This window comes from Streptomyces sp. P9(2023) (assembly GCF_032436795.1).
Taxonomy (GTDB): domain Bacteria; phylum Actinomycetota; class Actinomycetes; order Streptomycetales; family Streptomycetaceae; genus Streptomyces.
In genome coordinates this window covers 101,696-116,127 of sequence record NZ_JAUPWM010000007.1, presented here as the reverse complement: position 1 = coordinate 116,127, position 14,432 = coordinate 101,696, and the positions used below count along the sequence as shown (strand labels likewise).

Sequence of the window (14,432 nt, the reverse complement as noted above, 5' to 3'; positions counted from 1 at the left end):
GCGCGCGCCGCGCGGGCTCCGGGCGGTCGTCGCCCGGTCGTAGCCCAGTCGTCGCCCGGTCGTCGTCCGCTCGTCGCCCGGTCGGGTCAGCCGGTCGTCGCCGGTCAGTCCCCTGTCGGTCGTCCGGTCAGTCGTCCGTCGGGGTGCCGGCGGTCCGGAGCAGGTCGCGGCCGAAGTCGATCATCCGGCGGGCGTAGTCCTCGGTCCATTCCGCGCGTTCGGCGACGTCCGCCGCTGTCAGGCGGTCGAACCGGCGCGGGTCGGCCAGCTGGGCCGCCGCGATCGCCTGGTACTCGGTGGCCCGGTCCGTCGCGGCGCGGAACGCGAGCGTCAGCTCGGTCGCGCGCGACAGCAGCTCGCGCGGGTCGTCGATCGACTCCAGGTCGAAGAAGTGCTCCGGGTCCGCGGTCGCCTCGGCGGGCTCGAAGATCAGCGGCGCGGGCCGGAGCCGCCGTTGTTCGTTCCGCTCCGCGGATTCCGCCATGGTCCTTCTCCTCCTCACGCGCACGGCCCGGACTCCCGGGCCGACTTCCATTGTCTCGCGCCGCGCAAGAGGGCGGGGTGCGGTCAGCCGTCGAGGCCGCGGAGGTACACCGCGAGCCCCCCCGAAGAACTCCCGTTCCGCGGAGATCCCGGACGCGTGCCGGACCGCCTCCGTCATGTACGGGAACTGGTCCGCCGGCAGCTCCGCGATCACGGCCGTGCCCGCGCCGCCCAGGGAGCCGAGGTGTTCGAGCTGGATGGCCCCGACGACGTACGAGATCAGGCCGCGCAGGGCGACGACCCGCTCCTCGCCCTCGATGCCCGCCTCGGCGAGGAGCCCGTGCACCGACTCCGACCAGCGGAGCAGTCCGGGCAGCCGGTGCCGGTGGCTGACGGTCAGGGGTACGGCCGCGGGGTGCGCGCTCACGCTCGCGCGCAGCCGGGTGACCAGGACGACGATCCGGTCCCGCCAGGGCGGGCCGGCGGCGGGCGGGGTGGGGTCGACGGTGCTCAGGACGCGTTCGACGACGAGCCCCTCCAGCTCGTCGCGGTCGGCGACGTACCGGTAGAGGCCCATCGTGCTCATGCCGAGCTCCTTGGCTACGGCGCGCATCGACAGGCCGGTGAGGCCGTCGCGGTCGATGACGGCGAGGGCGGCGGCGGCCAGATCGTCCTCACGGCTGCCAGGTGACCCGGTGTTCCGCCAGGTGGGCGAGGACCGCGTGGTTCGCCTCCCAGCCGTCGGGGAATTTGACCGTGACGCCGAGCTGGACCGGTTCCGTCGAGGGGTGGTCGTCCAGGAGGTCGGTGACGCCCGCGCGGCAGACGACGATGCAGGCGTGGCGGTGGCGGGAGGCCAGGACGCACAGGCGGCCCGTCTCCAGGTGGAAGGCCGTGGCGTCCGGGCGGCCGGACAGGGGGTGGAGGGCGACCGTCACGTCGTACTCGCGGCCCTGGAGGCGGTTCGCCGTGTCCACGGTCACGCCCGTGACGCCCAGCTCCACGAGCGCCGCGCGGACCGCCGCCGCCTGGTCGCGATGCGCCGTGCCGACCGCGATCCGGTCCGGGGTCAGCGGGACCGGGTCCGGTCCCCGCTCGCTCACCGCCGCGCCGCCCCGGTCCAGGAGCCGGCGCACCACGAGGGCCACCGCGCGGACCGCCTCCGGGTCCGTGCGCGGGGTGTGCCGGGCCGGGAGCTCCAGCAGGCCCCAGCCCGACTCGGCGGCCTCGTCCAGGACCCGGTCGGGACCGGACCCGTCCGACGAGACCCCGAACGTCAGGCGCCGGTCACCATGGTCCGTACCGCTGCGGAACCGGGTGTACGGATAGAACGCGTCGGACACCAGCGGCGCCGCCGACGCCGGCAACCGCCAGGACACCGGCAGCCGGTGCTGCGGCAGCTCGGGGTTGTGCGCGAGGAGCGTGGAGACCGCGGAGGCCGACGGGTCGTACGACAGGCCCGCCCACTGCTCCGCGCCGACCACCGAGAACGGGTCCAACTGCCCCGGGTCGCCCACGAACAGCGCCCGCTCGAACAGCCCCGCCACCGCGAGCAGCGCGTCCGAGCGCATCTGATACGCCTCGTCCACGATCGCGTGCGCCCACGGCTCGACGTTCTTCACGTGCGCCCACTTCGCGGCCGTCGAGATGACGACGTCCAGCCCCGCCAGATCCCCCGCCTTCGCCGACTTCCGTACGTTCTCCAGGTCGTCCAGCGCCTTGTCGTACGGATCGCTGTCGTTCGAGTGCAGCCGCCCCACCGGCAGGTCCGGCTGCTTCTCCGCGAGCCGCAGCACCAGGTCGTCCACCTGGGCGTTCGTCTGCGCGACCACCATCAACGGGCGCCCCGCCTCGGCGAGTTCGAGCGCCGCGCGGACCACGAGCGTCGACTTGCCCGCGCCCGGCGGGGAGTCCACGACGACGCCCCGCGCATCCCCGTGCAGGGTGTCGGCGAGGATGCCGGCGGTGGCGCGGGCGGCCTCCGCCCCCGGGTCGAAGCTCACAGCAGGTCCTCCGGTGTCACGGCATCGGGCAGTTCGGCGGCGTCGGAGCGCGGCGGGCCGCCGTGCGTCCAGGGCGTCTCCTCCGGGTCGGGCAGCTTCGCGCCCATCCGCTGGTCGTGCTCGAAGAGCGTCCAGGCGATCCGCTCGCCCTTCTCCGGTACCGACCCCTCGGCCGGCTCCTTCGACCGGCCCATCCGGTCGGTGACGCGGAGCACGAGCGCGCCGTCGTCCTCCTCGTACCGTACGAACTCCGCCGTCTGCGGCTTGCCTTCGAGCGAGCGGTACACCTTGACCCCGGCGCCCAGGTGTGGCCGGTCGTCCGTGCGGACCGTGAGCAGCGGGCGCGGCGAGGGCCGCTTCGACTCCGACCAGGCCATCGTCACCTCCGCCACCTCCGCGACGAACGCCTCGCCCGCGAGCCGCCGCCCGGCGAGCACCAGCGGATCGTCCAGGGCCTCCTGCGCCTCCAGCTGGCCCTGCGCCGCCTCGCGGGTGGCGAGCTTCTGCGCCGCCGCCACCGCGTCGTCGCGGCGGGGCTGCGGCGGTTCACCTGCGACGACCCGGTCGCGGTGGCCGGTGAACGACCAGCGGTCGCGGGTCCAGCGGTCCGCGACCCGCGCGCCTTCCGGAAGCTCCCGCAGCAGGTCGAGCGCGCGCCAGACCGCGTCCCAGGTCGGCCGGAGCTGGGTGACGATCAGCCGGCGGATCTCCCGCTCGGCGCGGTGCAGTTCGCCGAGCCGGTCGTCGGCGCTCTCGCCGTCCTCGGCGGAGGCCAGCGCCTGCCGGGCCCGGTCGTAGCGCTCGATCGCGGGCGCGAGCAGCCGGTTGTCGAAGGCCGGGTCGGTCGCCGGTCCCGCGGGCGGGCAGAGCAGCTGCCCGTCCCGGTCCCGCCCGAGCTCGGCGCGCAGCGCCGCCTCGGCCCCCGACTCGTCGTCGTAGGGGTCGATCCAGGCGAGGAGCGCGCCGAGGTGCTGGTCCTCCAGGGAGGACTGGCCCGTCGCCCAGTGCCGGTTCAGCAGGTCCGTCGCCGAGAGCAGCAGCGAGGAGCCCGGCACCCGGGCCCGCTCGCCGAAGTGCGTCAGCCAGCGGCCGAGCAGCGGTACGCGCGGTGGCGCGGGGAACGGCGTCTCCGGGTCCTGTTCGGCCGTGCGCCGGAATCGCATCGACCGCCCGAGCAGCCGTACGTACTCGATGCCCGCCCGGCTCGGCACGACCAACTGCGGCGCGTCCGCGCACAGGTCGACCTCGACCTTGACCTTCTTCCCCGTCTCCGGGTCCGTCTCTCCCCCAGCCTTCGGCCGGGAGGTGCCCCCACGCTCGGCCGCCTCGACGACGTCCGTGAACCCGTCGATGTACGGCAGGACTTCCTCGGCCAGGTCCGCGAGGAACGCGAACCGCAGATCCCGGTCGCGCGGCTGCGCCACGACCAGCAGCCGGGGCTCGTCACGGTCCGTCCCGACGAGCGCCCCGAGCGGAGCGCCCGCCTCACCGGCGGTCGTCAGCGGTACGAGAACGAGGGGCCGCTCGGAGACATGCCGGTGCCGGACGGTGGCCAACGGCTGTGCCCGCCCGGACTCGACGGCCTCAAGGCGGGCGAGGGTGGAGATCAACGACATGAGCGGCCTCCGAGGGGACGTTCCGCCCCCGGGCGTCGGGTGGATCGACGGTCGGCGAGCCCCTGCGGGCGGTGCCCGGAGCGGACGTCCTGCGCGGGGCGGCGGCATCTCGGCCCCTGTCGGCGGTGCGCGCGGACGTCCTCCGCGCGGCGGGCCGCGAGAGGCCGCCAGCCGGAGGCTGTGCGCCGCGTCGGTACGAGGGTCCGGCTCAGCATGCGAGCGACCCCTGCCCGGTCCGGGCGGCGGGCGCGCCCGCGAGCGCCTCCGCGCGCAGCGCCTGCGCCCGGCGGAGCGCCTCGACCGTAGGGTCGTCCGCGTCGCCCTCCTCGCCGCGGGCCGCCGCCAGGACCGCGCCGACCGTCGTCAGGCCGCCCAACTCGCCCCGTACCGAGCGGCCCAGGGTCTCCACCGCGCCCGCCTCCCGGGCCCGGTCACGGCAGTGGAAGGCCAGCTCACAGGCGGACAGGCACTCCGGGGCGTACGCGTGCGGCACCGACTCCACGGCCGCCGTCAGTTCCTCCGCCGAGCAGGTCTCCACGTCGAAGGTGACGCCCTCGGGCAGCGCGGCCGCGATGTCCTCGACGCGGGTGAGCCGGGTCAGCTGACGACGGGTCACCGACAGCTGCTTGCGTACGTCGACGACCGAGGCCGTCGGCAGGTTGGAGAAGTCCTTGGGGCAGACGAGGACCACGTGGTGCGCCACCTCCGCGCCCTCGGTCAGCGCCGCGACCCGCTCCAGGGCCAGGACGTACACCGCCGACTGGCGGGCCGCCGCGCCCACCTTCGCCGCGTCCGCCGAACCGTCGACCATCGGGAAGGACTTGATCTCCACGACCGTCCACCGGCCGTCGGGGTGCACCACCACGGCGTCCGGCTCCAGATAGGCGGGGGAGCCCGCCACCTCCAGGGCCAGCATCGGGTGGTCGAGCAGCGCCCACCCGCCGGCGGCGGTCGCCTCGCGCAGCGCAAGGGCCGTGCGGGCCGCGCGGCCCTGGGGGCCGGCCGCCGCGAGATCCGGGCGCCGGACCGCCCCGGGCTCCTCGACGCCGAGCAGCCGCAGCAACTCCCGCCCGCCGTCCGCCTTGACCTTCGCCTCGAAGGCGTTGCCCCGCATGATCGCGAACTGCGACTGCCCGTACGCCGACGGCGCACCGAGCTTCGCCGCCAGCACGGTCTTGTCCACCCCGGCACCGTCGAGCAGCGCACGGCGCCGGCAGCCGGGGTTGGCGGCGAGCGCCGCCAGGGCCCGGGCGTCCAGCGGAGTCGGCACCACGGCCGGCCCGCGCAGCTCGGCGAGCCGCGCCCACACGCGCGGCTGGGCCGGGACCGGGACCGGCGCCGCGGCGGGGGCCGCGGCCGGGGAGGCCCCGTGCCGTCGTGTCGTCTGCGGAGGGAGAGGGGCTCCGCTGTCGAGGGATTCGCTCACCCGCCGAAGTCTCGCATCCGCCACTGACATCCGGCCGGGGTTGCCCGGGCGTCGCCGCGAATTCAGGTGGGCGATGATGGAGAGACATCGGAAACACAGCCCGTCGAACACTCAGGAGCCTTCATGGCACCGCGCATCCTGCTCGCCCGGCACGGGCAGACGGAATGGTCGCTGCTCGGCCGCCACACCGGCAGGACGGACATCCCCCTCCTCGACGAGGGCCGACGCGGCGCGAAGCTGCTCGGCGAGCGGTTGCACCGGGGAGTGTGGAACGGTCTGCCGAACCTGGAGATCCGTACCAGCCCGCTGGTCCGCGCACGGGAGACCTGCGACCTCGCGGGCTTCGGCGACCGGGCCCGGGACTGGGACGCGCTGATGGAGTGGGACTACGGGGCGTACGAGGGGCTCACCCCGGCGCAGATCCAGGAGCGGCAGCCGGGCTGGCTGCTGTGGCGGGACGCCGTCCCGGAGGGGGAGAGCCTGGCCCAGGTCTCCGCGCGCGCCGACGAGGTCGTGGAGTGGGCGCGCTCGGAGGACCGGGACGTCCTGGTCTTCGCGCACGGGCACATCCTGCGCTCGCTCGCGGCCCGCTGGCTGGGCGAGGAGGTGTCCTTCGGCGCGCGGATCCGCCTCGATCCGACGAGCCTGTCAGTCCTGGGCTGGGCGTACGGCGAGCCGGCGCTCGAACGCTGGAACGACACGGGTCACCTGGAGTAGCCGCACAGCCCACGGCCGGTGCGGCTCAGCGCGCCGTCGTCGCCAGAACCCGGCTCGTCTCCGTGAGGATGCGGCGGATACGGGAGGACTGGACGTCGCCCAGGGTGTCCACCACGCGGCGGGCCTCCGCCGCCGCCTCGTCCGGGCGGCCGGCGTGCGCCAGATCGCTCGCCAGGTGGGCGCGGTAGAGCGCGAGGTTGCGGGCGAAGTGGGGGTTCTGGAGGACCGTCGCGCGGTGGGCGTGGCGGGCCGCCCGGCCCCAGTCGCCGAGCGCCGCCCAGCAGTGCGCCTCCTGCGCCTCCAGTTCCGGCTCCCCGAAGAACGACATCCACTCCGGGTCCCGGTCGCTCTGCCCCTTCGCGAAGTGGCCGTGCGCGCGGCCGAGGGCCTGCTCGCAGGCGGACCGGTCACCGAGCCCGGCCCAGGCCCCCGCCTCCCGGAGGGAGAGGAGGGAGAGCAGCCGCGCCGAGGCCAGCGGCTGGGCCGCCCGCAGCCCGGCCTGCGCGGCGCGGACCGCCTCCCGGTACCGGCCCGCGTCCCTGGCCAGGAACGACGTGTTGCAGAAGGCGTGCGCCTCCAGGGCGTAATCGCCCGCCACGCGCGCGGTGGCCAGGGCCTCGGCGTAGTGCGAGCGGGCGTCGTCGAAGCGGCCCGAGTCGTGAGCCAGCCAGCCGACCGAGATCGCGAGCTCGCCCGCGCCCGCGTGCAGCCGGTCCTCGGTGCAGCGGCGGGCCGTCGTGCCCGCGTCGAGCAGGGCGTACGCCGCGCGCAGCGGCTGGGCGGCGGCCTTGTACAGGCCTTCGGCGCCGTGCCGGTCGTCGAGCAGCCGGATCTGCCGTACGGCGTCCTCGACGGCGCGGACCTCGGCCTCGCCGATCCTGTGGGCCCCGCGGGGGGCGGGGATCGCGACGGCCGTGCCGCCGAGTCCCAGCGAGACGGCCGCCACGGTGGCGGTGCCGCTCGTCATGAATGCGCGACGCAGCACGTCGCTCTCCTCATCGTTCCGGGTCGTGATGGCGGGTGCGGGCGGTGCCCCGGCCGGGACGGCCGAGCAGGGCGGGACGGCCGCCGGCCGTCGGCCCCGTACCGCCTCGCGCGCCGAGAAGCCCAGGTCCGCCAGGGAGAGACCGGGGAACATGTGCAGGAACACCCGCTCGTACGCGTAGTTGGGGCAGCGGATCTCGCCCGCCTCCACGCGCCCGATGTAGCGGGCGTCGCACGCGACCTGCTCGCCGATCTCCCGCGCCGCCCGGCGGACGGCCGCGGCGAACTCCGCCGGCGAGTGCTGTCCGCGGAGCCGGCGGAAGGCGAGATTGGGAACTGCCCCTGACACCGCCATGGCCGAGCCCTCTCCTGTGCTGCCGGTGTTCCGGCGGGCATGAACGTACCTGCTGTGACCGAGCGGCCACGCGGTGTTTTGCCATAAATCGGATATCTCGCTCGCGATCTGCCATGAACTGCCATCCTTTGCGGCGGCGTGCCGCCGTAGCCGTTGACGCGCACGGGCGTTGAACCATGCGGAGAGACGGAACGTGTCTTCTCATGACGAGGAGGGGTCCCTTGTTGGAGATCGGATCGCAGTCGACCGCACGGCACGCACCCACCCCGGACGCCAGTGCCCCGCCCGCCGGCGCCATGACCACCGACGCCCTTTCCGGTGCCATGACCACCGACGTCCTGACCGGCGCCCCGTCGGCCGACGTCCTGACCGGCGCCCCGTCGGCCGACGTCCTGACCGGCGCCACGGCCGCCGGGGCCCCGTCCGCCGAACCCTGCGACCTGGTGACCGTGCCGGTCCGCCAGGGGCTGGAAGCCGTGGACATCCTCCGTCGCGGCGGGACCCCGGCCGTCGGCCCCGTGCTGCACGACGGCGCCTGCGACACCCTCGGCTTCCTGGTGCCGCCCGGCACGGCGGCGGGCTGGGACATGCCCGGCAGCGCGTGTACGCAGACCTCCGGGCGCGGCCTGCGGATCCCCGAACTGCCGGAGCTCCCCGAGCCCGCCGGTGACGCCCCCCGCCCGGCCGGCTGGCTCCTGCCGCCCGGGGACACCGGCGAGGTCACCGACCCGGCCGTGCTGCGCGAGGCCCTCGGCCAGGCGGCCCGCCTGATCGAGGCGGCCGACGGCTGCCGTTAGGCGCCCGCCCCGCGGGCCCGGCGCCTCGTCGGGCGGGGACCTGGCACGCATGCCGATAATGGGGCACGTGGCAAGGAACAAGCAGCGTGAACGGGCGGCCGCCGCCGTCGCCGTCGTCGAGACCGTCGACGGCGGACTCGCGGAGCTCATACCCGACCGGGAGCGGCCCCGCGGCTGGACGCTGCTGATCGATGGCGCCCCGCAGTCGCACGTCGACCTCGACGACCCGGCCCATCTCTCCTTCGAGTACCAGCGCCGCCTCGGCCACATCGCCGATCTCGCCGCCCCGCCGAACCGGCCCCTCCAGGTCGTCCACCTCGGCGGCGGGGCCTTCACGCTCGCCCGCTACATCGCCGCCACCCGGCCCCGCTCCACCCAGCAGATCGTCGAGCTCGACGGGTCGCTGGTCCAGCTCGTCCGCCGCGAGCTGCCGCTCGACACCGCCGCCCGGATCCGGGTCCGCTCCACCGACGCCCGCGCCGGGCTCGCGAAGGTGCAGGACGGCTGGGCGGACCTGATCATCGCCGACGTCTTCAGCGGGGCGCGCACCCCCGCGCATCTGACGAGTACGGAGTTCCTCGCCGAGGTCCGCAGGGTCCTGAGGCCCGGCGGTTTCTACGCGGCGAACCTCGCGGACGGGCCGCCGCTGACGCATCTGCGCGGCCAGATCGCGACCGCCGCCACCGTCTTCCCCGAACTCGCGCTGACCGCCGACCCGACCGTGCTGCGCGGCCGCCGCTTCGGCAACGCCGTGCTCCTCGCCTCCGACCGGGAGCTGCCGGTCGCCGAGCTGACCCGCCGGGTGGCGACCGACCCGCATGCCGGCCGGGTCGAACACGGCCGGGCGCTCGCCGACTTCACCGGTGGCGCGGCCCCGGTCACCGACGCGAGCGCCAAGCCCTCTCCCGTACCGCCGGCGGCCGTGTTCCGGTAGCCGTCGCCCTCGGAGGTCGTCGGCCCTCAGCGGTCGTCCGCCCTCAGCGGTCGTCGATCTCCACGCGGGGCGCGGTGTCGTGCCAGACGCAGAAGACCGACAGCTCGCGGCCGTCCTTGGTGAACGTGACCCGGATCCAGGTGGGTTGCTTCCACACCTGCATCTGCCAGCCCGAGGACGGGGTGGCCGCGACCAGTTCCGCGGAGGTCTTGCCGAGGTCGAAGACGACCCGGCCGCCGTCCACGGTGTAGCTCTTCACGTTCCCGCCGTCCTGCGGCGGCTCCGTGCTCGGCGGCTTCGAGGTGGTGGGCCGGCGCGACGGGGTCGCCGACGGCGTCGGTGCCGTGGTGCCCGCCGGCGGCGTGGCGGAGGCGGGGCGTCCCGGGTCGTGCGTGGAGGAGGCACGCGTCTCGCCGCCCTCGGCGTCCGGGTCGTCGCTGCTGGTCCCGGCCGGGATGGGCAGCGCGCGCGGCGGGTCGTAGACCGTACCCGCGAGCACGGTGTACACACCCCACCACGAGAGGGTGACCGCCGCGCCCGTGGCGAGCGACCACGCCATGGCGTGTACCAGTCCTCTACGCATCCCGGCCATACTGCACCACCGGGCGCGGAGCCGTCCCCGAGGGTCCGGGTTCGCCCGTATGGCGTACGGTGCGGGCCATGGCAAGTGTGCTCGTGGTCGAGGACGACCAGTTCGTGCGCTCCGCCCTCATCCGGCATCTGACCGAGGCATCCCACACCGTACGGAGCGTCGGCACGGCCCTGGAGGCGTTGCGCGAGGTCGCCCATTTCCGTTTCGACGTGGTCATCCTGGACCTCGGACTGCCCGATCTGGACGGGTCCGAGGCGCTGAAGATGCTGCGCGGCATCACCGACGTGCCGGTGATCATCGCGACCGCGCGGGACGACGAGACGGAGATCGTCCGGCTGCTCAACGACGGCGCGGACGACTACCTCACCAAGCCCTTCTCCGTGGAGCACCTGTCGGCCCGGATGGCCGCCGTGCTGCGGCGCTCGCGGGCCGCGGCCGGCGACGCCCCGCCGTCGCGGGTGATCCGGGTCGGCGGTCTGTCGATCGACCCGCTGCGCCGGCAGGCGGAGCTGGACGGGGCCGGGCTCGACCTGACCCGCCGGGAGTTCGACCTGCTGGCCTTCCTGGCCGGGCGGCCCGGTGTGGTGGTGCCGCGCAAGGAGCTGCTCGCCGAGGTGTGGCAGCAGTCCTACGGGGACGACCAGACCATCGACGTACATTTGTCGTGGCTGCGGCGGAAGTTGGGTGAAACGGCCGCCCGGCCCCGGTATCTCCACACGCTGCGCGGGGTGGGCGTGAAGCTGGAGCCGCCGCGGGAGCAGCAGCCGTGAGATGGGCCCTCGTCAAGGTGTCGCTGGCCGTCACCGCCATGGTCGTCGTCGCCTTCGCCGTACCGCTCGGCCTCGTCGTCAAGGAGATGGCGAGCGACCGGGCCTTCTCCAACGCCGAGCGGCGGGCCGCCGGGCTCGCGCCCGTGCTCGCCATCACCACCGACCGCGGCGAGCTCGAACGGGCCGTGGCCACCACAGAGGACGGGGCCGCCGGGCGGATGGCCGTCCATGTCCCGCCGTCCGACGAGGGCGGCGCCGCCTCGGACTCGCGCGGCCCGAGTGGCCAGGGCCTGGAGATCGGTACGCGGCGGGCCACCGAGAAGGACCTGCGGACCACCCGGGAACTGGGGCGCGCCACCATCGCCGAGGTGGCGGGCGGTTCCGTGCTGCTCCAGCCGACGGCGCTCTCCTCGGGCCAGGTCGCCGTAGTCGAGCTCTTCGTCCCCGAGGGCGAGGCCACCAACGGTGTCACCACCGCCTGGCTGGTCCTGGCCGGGGTCGGCATCGCCCTGATCGTCGGCTCCGTCGCGGTCGCCGACCGGCTCGGCGTACGGATGGTGCGGCCCGCGCAGCGCCTCGCGGGCGCCGCCCACGACCTCGGCGAGGGCAGGCTCGGGGCGCGCGTCCCCGAGGAGGGGCCGCCGGAACTCAAGTCGGCGGCCATCGCCTTCAACTCCATGGCCGACCAGGTCGTCCAGCTCCTCGCCAACGAGCGCGAGCTCGCCGCCGACCTCTCGCACCGGCTGCGTACCCCGCTGACCGTGCTCCGCCTCAACGCCGCCTCGCTCGGCTCCGGGCCGGCCGCCGAGCAGACCCGGGCCGCCGTCGAGCAGCTGGAACGCGAGGTCGACACGATCATCCGTACGGCCCGGGACGCCAAGCCGCAGACGCAAGGCCCCGGGCCTGGCTCAGGATGCGACGCCTCCGAGGTCGTCCGGGACCGGATGGACTTCTGGTCCGCGCTCGCCGAGGACGAGGGCCGCAAGGTACGGGTCGCGGGCGTCGAGCGGCCGGTACGGATCCCGGTGGCGCGCCCCGAGCTGGTCGCCGCGCTGGACGCGCTGCTCGGCAACGTCTTCCGGCACACCCCGGAGGGGACGGCGTTCTCCGTCGACCTCCACAACGGCGACGACGCCGTCATCGTGCTTGTCTCCGACGCGGGGCCCGGCATCGCCGACCCGGCCGCGGCCCTGACCCGCGGCAACAGCGGCCGGCGCGACGGCTCGACCGGGCTCGGCCTGGACATCGTCCGGCAGATGGCGGAGGCCACCGGCGGCGACGTCCGCATCGGGCACTCGGTGCTCGGCGGTACGGAGGTCCGGATCTGGATCGGCCTGGACGGCCGCCGCTCCGGTGCGGCGGGCGGGCGGCCCGTACGGCGCGGCCGCCGCAAGAAGCCGTCCGCACAGCGCGCGCGGTGAGCGGGGGCTAGCGGGTCTTCCGCACGTGGGTGGTGTCGGCGTCGAGGCCGGCTCCGTCGGCGCCGGTAGGCGTGAACTCCGGCACGGGTGTGCCGTGCAGGTCGAGCAGGGTGGAGTGGGTCTCGCCGGGTGCGAAGGCGTGCCGCTCTCCCCACTGGCGCAGCGTGAGGATGACGGGGAAGAGCGCGCGTCCGGCGTCGGTGAGCACGTACTCCTGGCGGCGGCCCGAGAGCGCGGTGCGCTGGGCGAGGACTCCGTGGGCGGTGAGCTCGCGGAGGCGGTCCGTGAGGATGTTGCGGGCGATGCCGGTCCGCCGATGCAACTCGGTGAACGACCGTGCCCCGTCCATCGCGTCGCGGACGACGAGCAGGCTCCACCACCGCCTACGGCTGGACGGGCTCCAGCCTCCTCGGGGCCGGATTCGCGGCCTGCGCCCTGGCCGTCCGGGCGCTCGACAGGCGGCGGCCCGGCGCCGGGCCGGCGGCGGGCCGGCTGCGGGCGTGGACGGGTCGGCGGCGGGCCGGCGGCGGGCGTGGACGGGTCGGCGGCTGCGGACCCGGGCCGGTCGGCGGCGGATCCGGACGAGTCTGCGGCGGATCCGGACCGGTCGGAGGCGGTGAACCTTTCCTCGTCCCGATGCCTTCCTTAAGCGGAGCCTAAGGATCCCCAACCCTGGCCTCCTCATAGGCATTTGTCCGTTTCCCTGTCGCTAGCGTGCTGCCGCACCCCACCCTCACCCCCGGCACACAGAGGCAGGCACGCGATGGGCACCAGTTCGCACCGGCGCAGGACGAGCGGCAGGACCAAGGTCATCGGCGTGGTCGTCGCGGCAGCGGTGATCGGCGGCGCGGCCGTCGCCCTCACCGGCACCGCGCAGGCCGCAGCCGTGGGCGCCGCGTACACCCGAACCAGCTCCTGGACCGGCGGCTACACCGGGCAGTACGTGGTGACCAATGAGACCTCCAGCGTCCAGTCGGGGGGCTGGACGCTGGAGTTCGACCTGCCGGCCGGGACGACGATCGGCTCGCTCTGGAACGGCGAGCACACCGTCTCCGGCCGGCACGTCACCGTGAAGCCGGCCAGCTGGAACAAGGAGCTGGCCCCCGGGCAGTCCGTCACCGTCGGCTTCGTGACCTCGGCGACCGGTGAGGCGGGCGACCCCGCCAACTGCCTGATCAACAAGGCGACCTGTTCCGTCGGCGGCGCCACCCCGACGCCCAGCGGCCGGCCCACCGAGCAGCCCACCGCCACCGCGCCCCCGACCGCGACCGCCACCCCGAGCGCGCCCGCCACCACGGCCCCGACCACCGCGCCGACCACGGCCCCGCCGAGCCCCGCCCCGACGGCGACCGCCACCGGCACCCCGTCCGCCGCCGCCAGGTTCGCGCCCTACGTCGACACCTCCCTCTACCCGGCCTACGACCTGCTGGCGACCGCCGACGCCACCGGGGTGAAGGAGTTCAACCTCGCCTTCATCACCTCCGGCGGCTCCTGCGCCCCGCTCTGGGGTGGCGTGACCGACCTGGCGAACGACAAGGTGGCCGCCCAGATCGACGCCCTGCGCGCCAAGGGCGGCGACGTCCGGGTCTCCTTCGGCGGCGCAGCCGGCCACGAACTGGCCCTGAACTGCGCCAACTCCGCCGACCTCGCCGCCGCCTACGGCAAGGTCGTCGACCGGTACAAGCTCACCAAGGTCGACTTCGACATCGAGGGCGCCGCCCTGCCGGACACCGCCGCCAACACCCGCCGCTCTCAGGCCATCGCCCAGCTCCAGAAGTCCCACCCCGGCCTGAACGTCTCCTTCACCCTGCCGGTCATGCCCGAGGGCCTGACCCAGCCCGGCGTGGACCTGCTCGCGGACGCCAAGAAGAACGGCGTCCGCGTCGACGCCGTCAACATCATGGCGATGGACTACGGACCGGCCTACAGCGGCGACATGGGTACGTACGCGATCCAGGCCGCGACCGCCACCCAGGCCCAGATCAAGGGCGTCCTCGGACTGAGCGACGCCGCCGCCTGGAAGGCCGTCGCGGTCACGCCGATGATCGGGGTCAACGACGTGACGACCGAGATATTCAAGGTCGACGACGCCACCCAGCTGGTCGACTTCGCGAAGTCCAAGGGCATCGGCTGGCTCTCGATGTGGTCCTCGACCCGTGACAAGCAGTGCGCGGCGGGCGAGGTCAACTACGCCGACGCGACCTGCTCCTCGATCCTCCAGCAGCCACTGGCCTTCACCAAGGCCTTCGCCGCCTACAAGTAGCCCGAGTCCCCAAGCGGCCCCCGTACCCCCCGTACCCCCCCGACCCCCCCTCTCCCCCCCACAACGCGCGC

Annotated in this window: 12 protein-coding genes and 2 pseudogenes; 6 read left to right on the top strand and 8 right to left on the bottom strand. The window is 74.7% G+C overall.

Going from position 1 to position 14,432, the window contains the following annotated elements; all coding sequences use genetic code 11:
* Nucleotides 1–127 precede the first annotated feature (127 nt).
* From Q5762_RS12820 to Q5762_RS12800, 5 genes and pseudogenes are all read right to left on the bottom strand, one after another.
* The gene (locus Q5762_RS12820; protein WP_315892323.1) at nucleotides 128–484 is read right to left on the bottom strand and encodes a hypothetical protein; all 357 of its coding nucleotides are present in this window, start codon (nucleotides 482–484) and stop codon (nucleotides 128–130) included.
* 204 nt (nucleotides 485–688) lie between these two features.
* Nucleotides 689–1,096, bottom strand: a pseudogene (locus Q5762_RS12815) (TetR/AcrR family transcriptional regulator); the annotation flags it as partial.
* A 61-nt stretch (nucleotides 1,097–1,157) separates the two neighbouring features.
* A complete protein-coding gene (locus tag Q5762_RS12810) occupies nucleotides 1,158–2,486 on the bottom strand; it encodes an AAA family ATPase (protein ID WP_315892165.1) in 1,329 nt (442 codons plus the stop codon).
* A complete protein-coding gene (locus Q5762_RS12805) occupies nucleotides 2,483–4,102 on the bottom strand; it encodes a hypothetical protein (protein ID WP_315892164.1) in 1,620 nt (539 codons plus the stop codon). The genes Q5762_RS12810 and Q5762_RS12805 overlap by 4 nt, the downstream gene beginning before the upstream one ends.
* A gap of 208 nt (nucleotides 4,103–4,310) precedes the next feature.
* Nucleotides 4,311–5,411, bottom strand: a complete 1,101-nt coding sequence (locus Q5762_RS12800) for a hypothetical protein (protein ID WP_399495095.1) — start codon at nucleotides 5,409–5,411, stop codon at nucleotides 4,311–4,313.
* Nucleotides 5,412–5,651: 240 nt separating this feature from the next.
* On the opposite strand from Q5762_RS12800, the gene Q5762_RS12795 reads away from it, so the two are divergent.
* Nucleotides 5,652–6,245, top strand: a complete 594-nt coding sequence (locus Q5762_RS12795) for a histidine phosphatase family protein (RefSeq protein WP_315892162.1) — start codon at nucleotides 5,652–5,654, stop codon at nucleotides 6,243–6,245.
* Nucleotides 6,246–6,270: 25 nt separating this feature from the next.
* On the opposite strand, the gene Q5762_RS12790 is transcribed toward Q5762_RS12795, so the two are convergent.
* Entirely contained in the window at nucleotides 6,271–7,584 is a 1,314-nt protein-coding gene (locus Q5762_RS12790; RefSeq protein WP_315892161.1) for a tetratricopeptide repeat protein, read from the bottom strand.
* Nucleotides 7,585–7,907: 323 nt separating this feature from the next.
* On the opposite strand from Q5762_RS12790, the gene Q5762_RS12785 reads away from it, so the two are divergent.
* Both Q5762_RS12785 and Q5762_RS12780 read left to right on the top strand, forming a co-directional pair.
* Nucleotides 7,908–8,381: a hypothetical protein gene (locus Q5762_RS12785; protein WP_399495093.1), complete on the top strand. Its 474-nt coding sequence runs from the start codon at nucleotides 7,908–7,910 to the stop codon at nucleotides 8,379–8,381.
* 58 nt (nucleotides 8,382–8,439) lie between these two features.
* Nucleotides 8,440–9,315, top strand: a complete 876-nt coding sequence (locus tag Q5762_RS12780; RefSeq protein ID WP_315892321.1) for a fused MFS/spermidine synthase — start codon at nucleotides 8,440–8,442, stop codon at nucleotides 9,313–9,315.
* A gap of 43 nt (nucleotides 9,316–9,358) precedes the next feature.
* Here the strand turns inward: Q5762_RS12780 and Q5762_RS12775 are convergent, their stop codons facing one another.
* The gene (locus Q5762_RS12775; protein WP_315892160.1) at nucleotides 9,359–9,907 is read right to left on the bottom strand and encodes a hypothetical protein; all 549 of its coding nucleotides are present in this window, start codon (nucleotides 9,905–9,907) and stop codon (nucleotides 9,359–9,361) included.
* Nucleotides 9,908–9,975: 68 nt separating this feature from the next.
* Between Q5762_RS12775 and Q5762_RS12770 the strand changes: the two genes are divergently transcribed.
* Together Q5762_RS12770 and Q5762_RS12765 are read left to right on the top strand one after the other, a co-directional pair.
* Complete coding sequence (locus Q5762_RS12770) at nucleotides 9,976–10,677, top strand: response regulator transcription factor (RefSeq protein ID WP_315892159.1); 702 nt, start codon at nucleotides 9,976–9,978, stop codon at nucleotides 10,675–10,677.
* The gene (locus Q5762_RS12765) at nucleotides 10,674–12,098 is read left to right on the top strand and encodes a HAMP domain-containing sensor histidine kinase (RefSeq protein WP_315892158.1); all 1,425 of its coding nucleotides are present in this window, start codon (nucleotides 10,674–10,676) and stop codon (nucleotides 12,096–12,098) included. Before Q5762_RS12770 ends, Q5762_RS12765 begins: the two co-directional genes overlap by 4 nt.
* A gap of 7 nt (nucleotides 12,099–12,105) precedes the next feature.
* Here the strand turns inward: Q5762_RS12765 and Q5762_RS12760 are convergent.
* Nucleotides 12,106–12,474: pseudogene (locus Q5762_RS12760) on the bottom strand (winged helix-turn-helix transcriptional regulator); the annotation flags it as partial.
* A 387-nt stretch (nucleotides 12,475–12,861) separates the two neighbouring features.
* On the opposite strand from Q5762_RS12760, the gene Q5762_RS12755 reads away from it, so the two are divergent.
* On the top strand, nucleotides 12,862–14,361 hold the full coding sequence (locus Q5762_RS12755; RefSeq protein ID WP_315892157.1) for a cellulose binding domain-containing protein: 1,500 nt from the start codon (nucleotides 12,862–12,864) through the stop codon (nucleotides 14,359–14,361).
* The last annotated feature ends 71 nt before the right edge of the window (nucleotides 14,362–14,432 follow it).

Coding starts and splice junctions, on each gene's coding strand:
- Q5762_RS12820 (WP_315892323.1), bottom strand. CDS start 484: ATGGCGGAATCCGCGGAGCGGAACGAACAACGGCGGCTCCGGCCCGCG.
- Q5762_RS12805 (WP_315892164.1), bottom strand. CDS start 4,102: ATGTCGTTGATCTCCACCCTCGCCCGCCTTGAGGCCGTCGAGTCCGGG.
- Q5762_RS12795 (WP_315892162.1), top strand. CDS start 5,652: ATGGCACCGCGCATCCTGCTCGCCCGGCACGGGCAGACGGAATGGTCG.
- Q5762_RS12790 (WP_315892161.1), bottom strand. CDS start 7,584: ATGGCGGTGTCAGGGGCAGTTCCCAATCTCGCCTTCCGCCGGCTCCGC.
- Q5762_RS12785 (WP_399495093.1), top strand. CDS start 7,908: ATGACCACCGACGTCCTGACCGGCGCCCCGTCGGCCGACGTCCTGACC.
- Q5762_RS12780 (WP_315892321.1), top strand. CDS start 8,440: ATGGGGCACGTGGCAAGGAACAAGCAGCGTGAACGGGCGGCCGCCGCC.
- Q5762_RS12775 (WP_315892160.1), bottom strand. CDS start 9,907: ATGGCCGGGATGCGTAGAGGACTGGTACACGCCATGGCGTGGTCGCTC.
- Q5762_RS12770 (WP_315892159.1), top strand. CDS start 9,976: ATGGCAAGTGTGCTCGTGGTCGAGGACGACCAGTTCGTGCGCTCCGCC.
- Q5762_RS12755 (WP_315892157.1), top strand. CDS start 12,862: ATGGGCACCAGTTCGCACCGGCGCAGGACGAGCGGCAGGACCAAGGTC.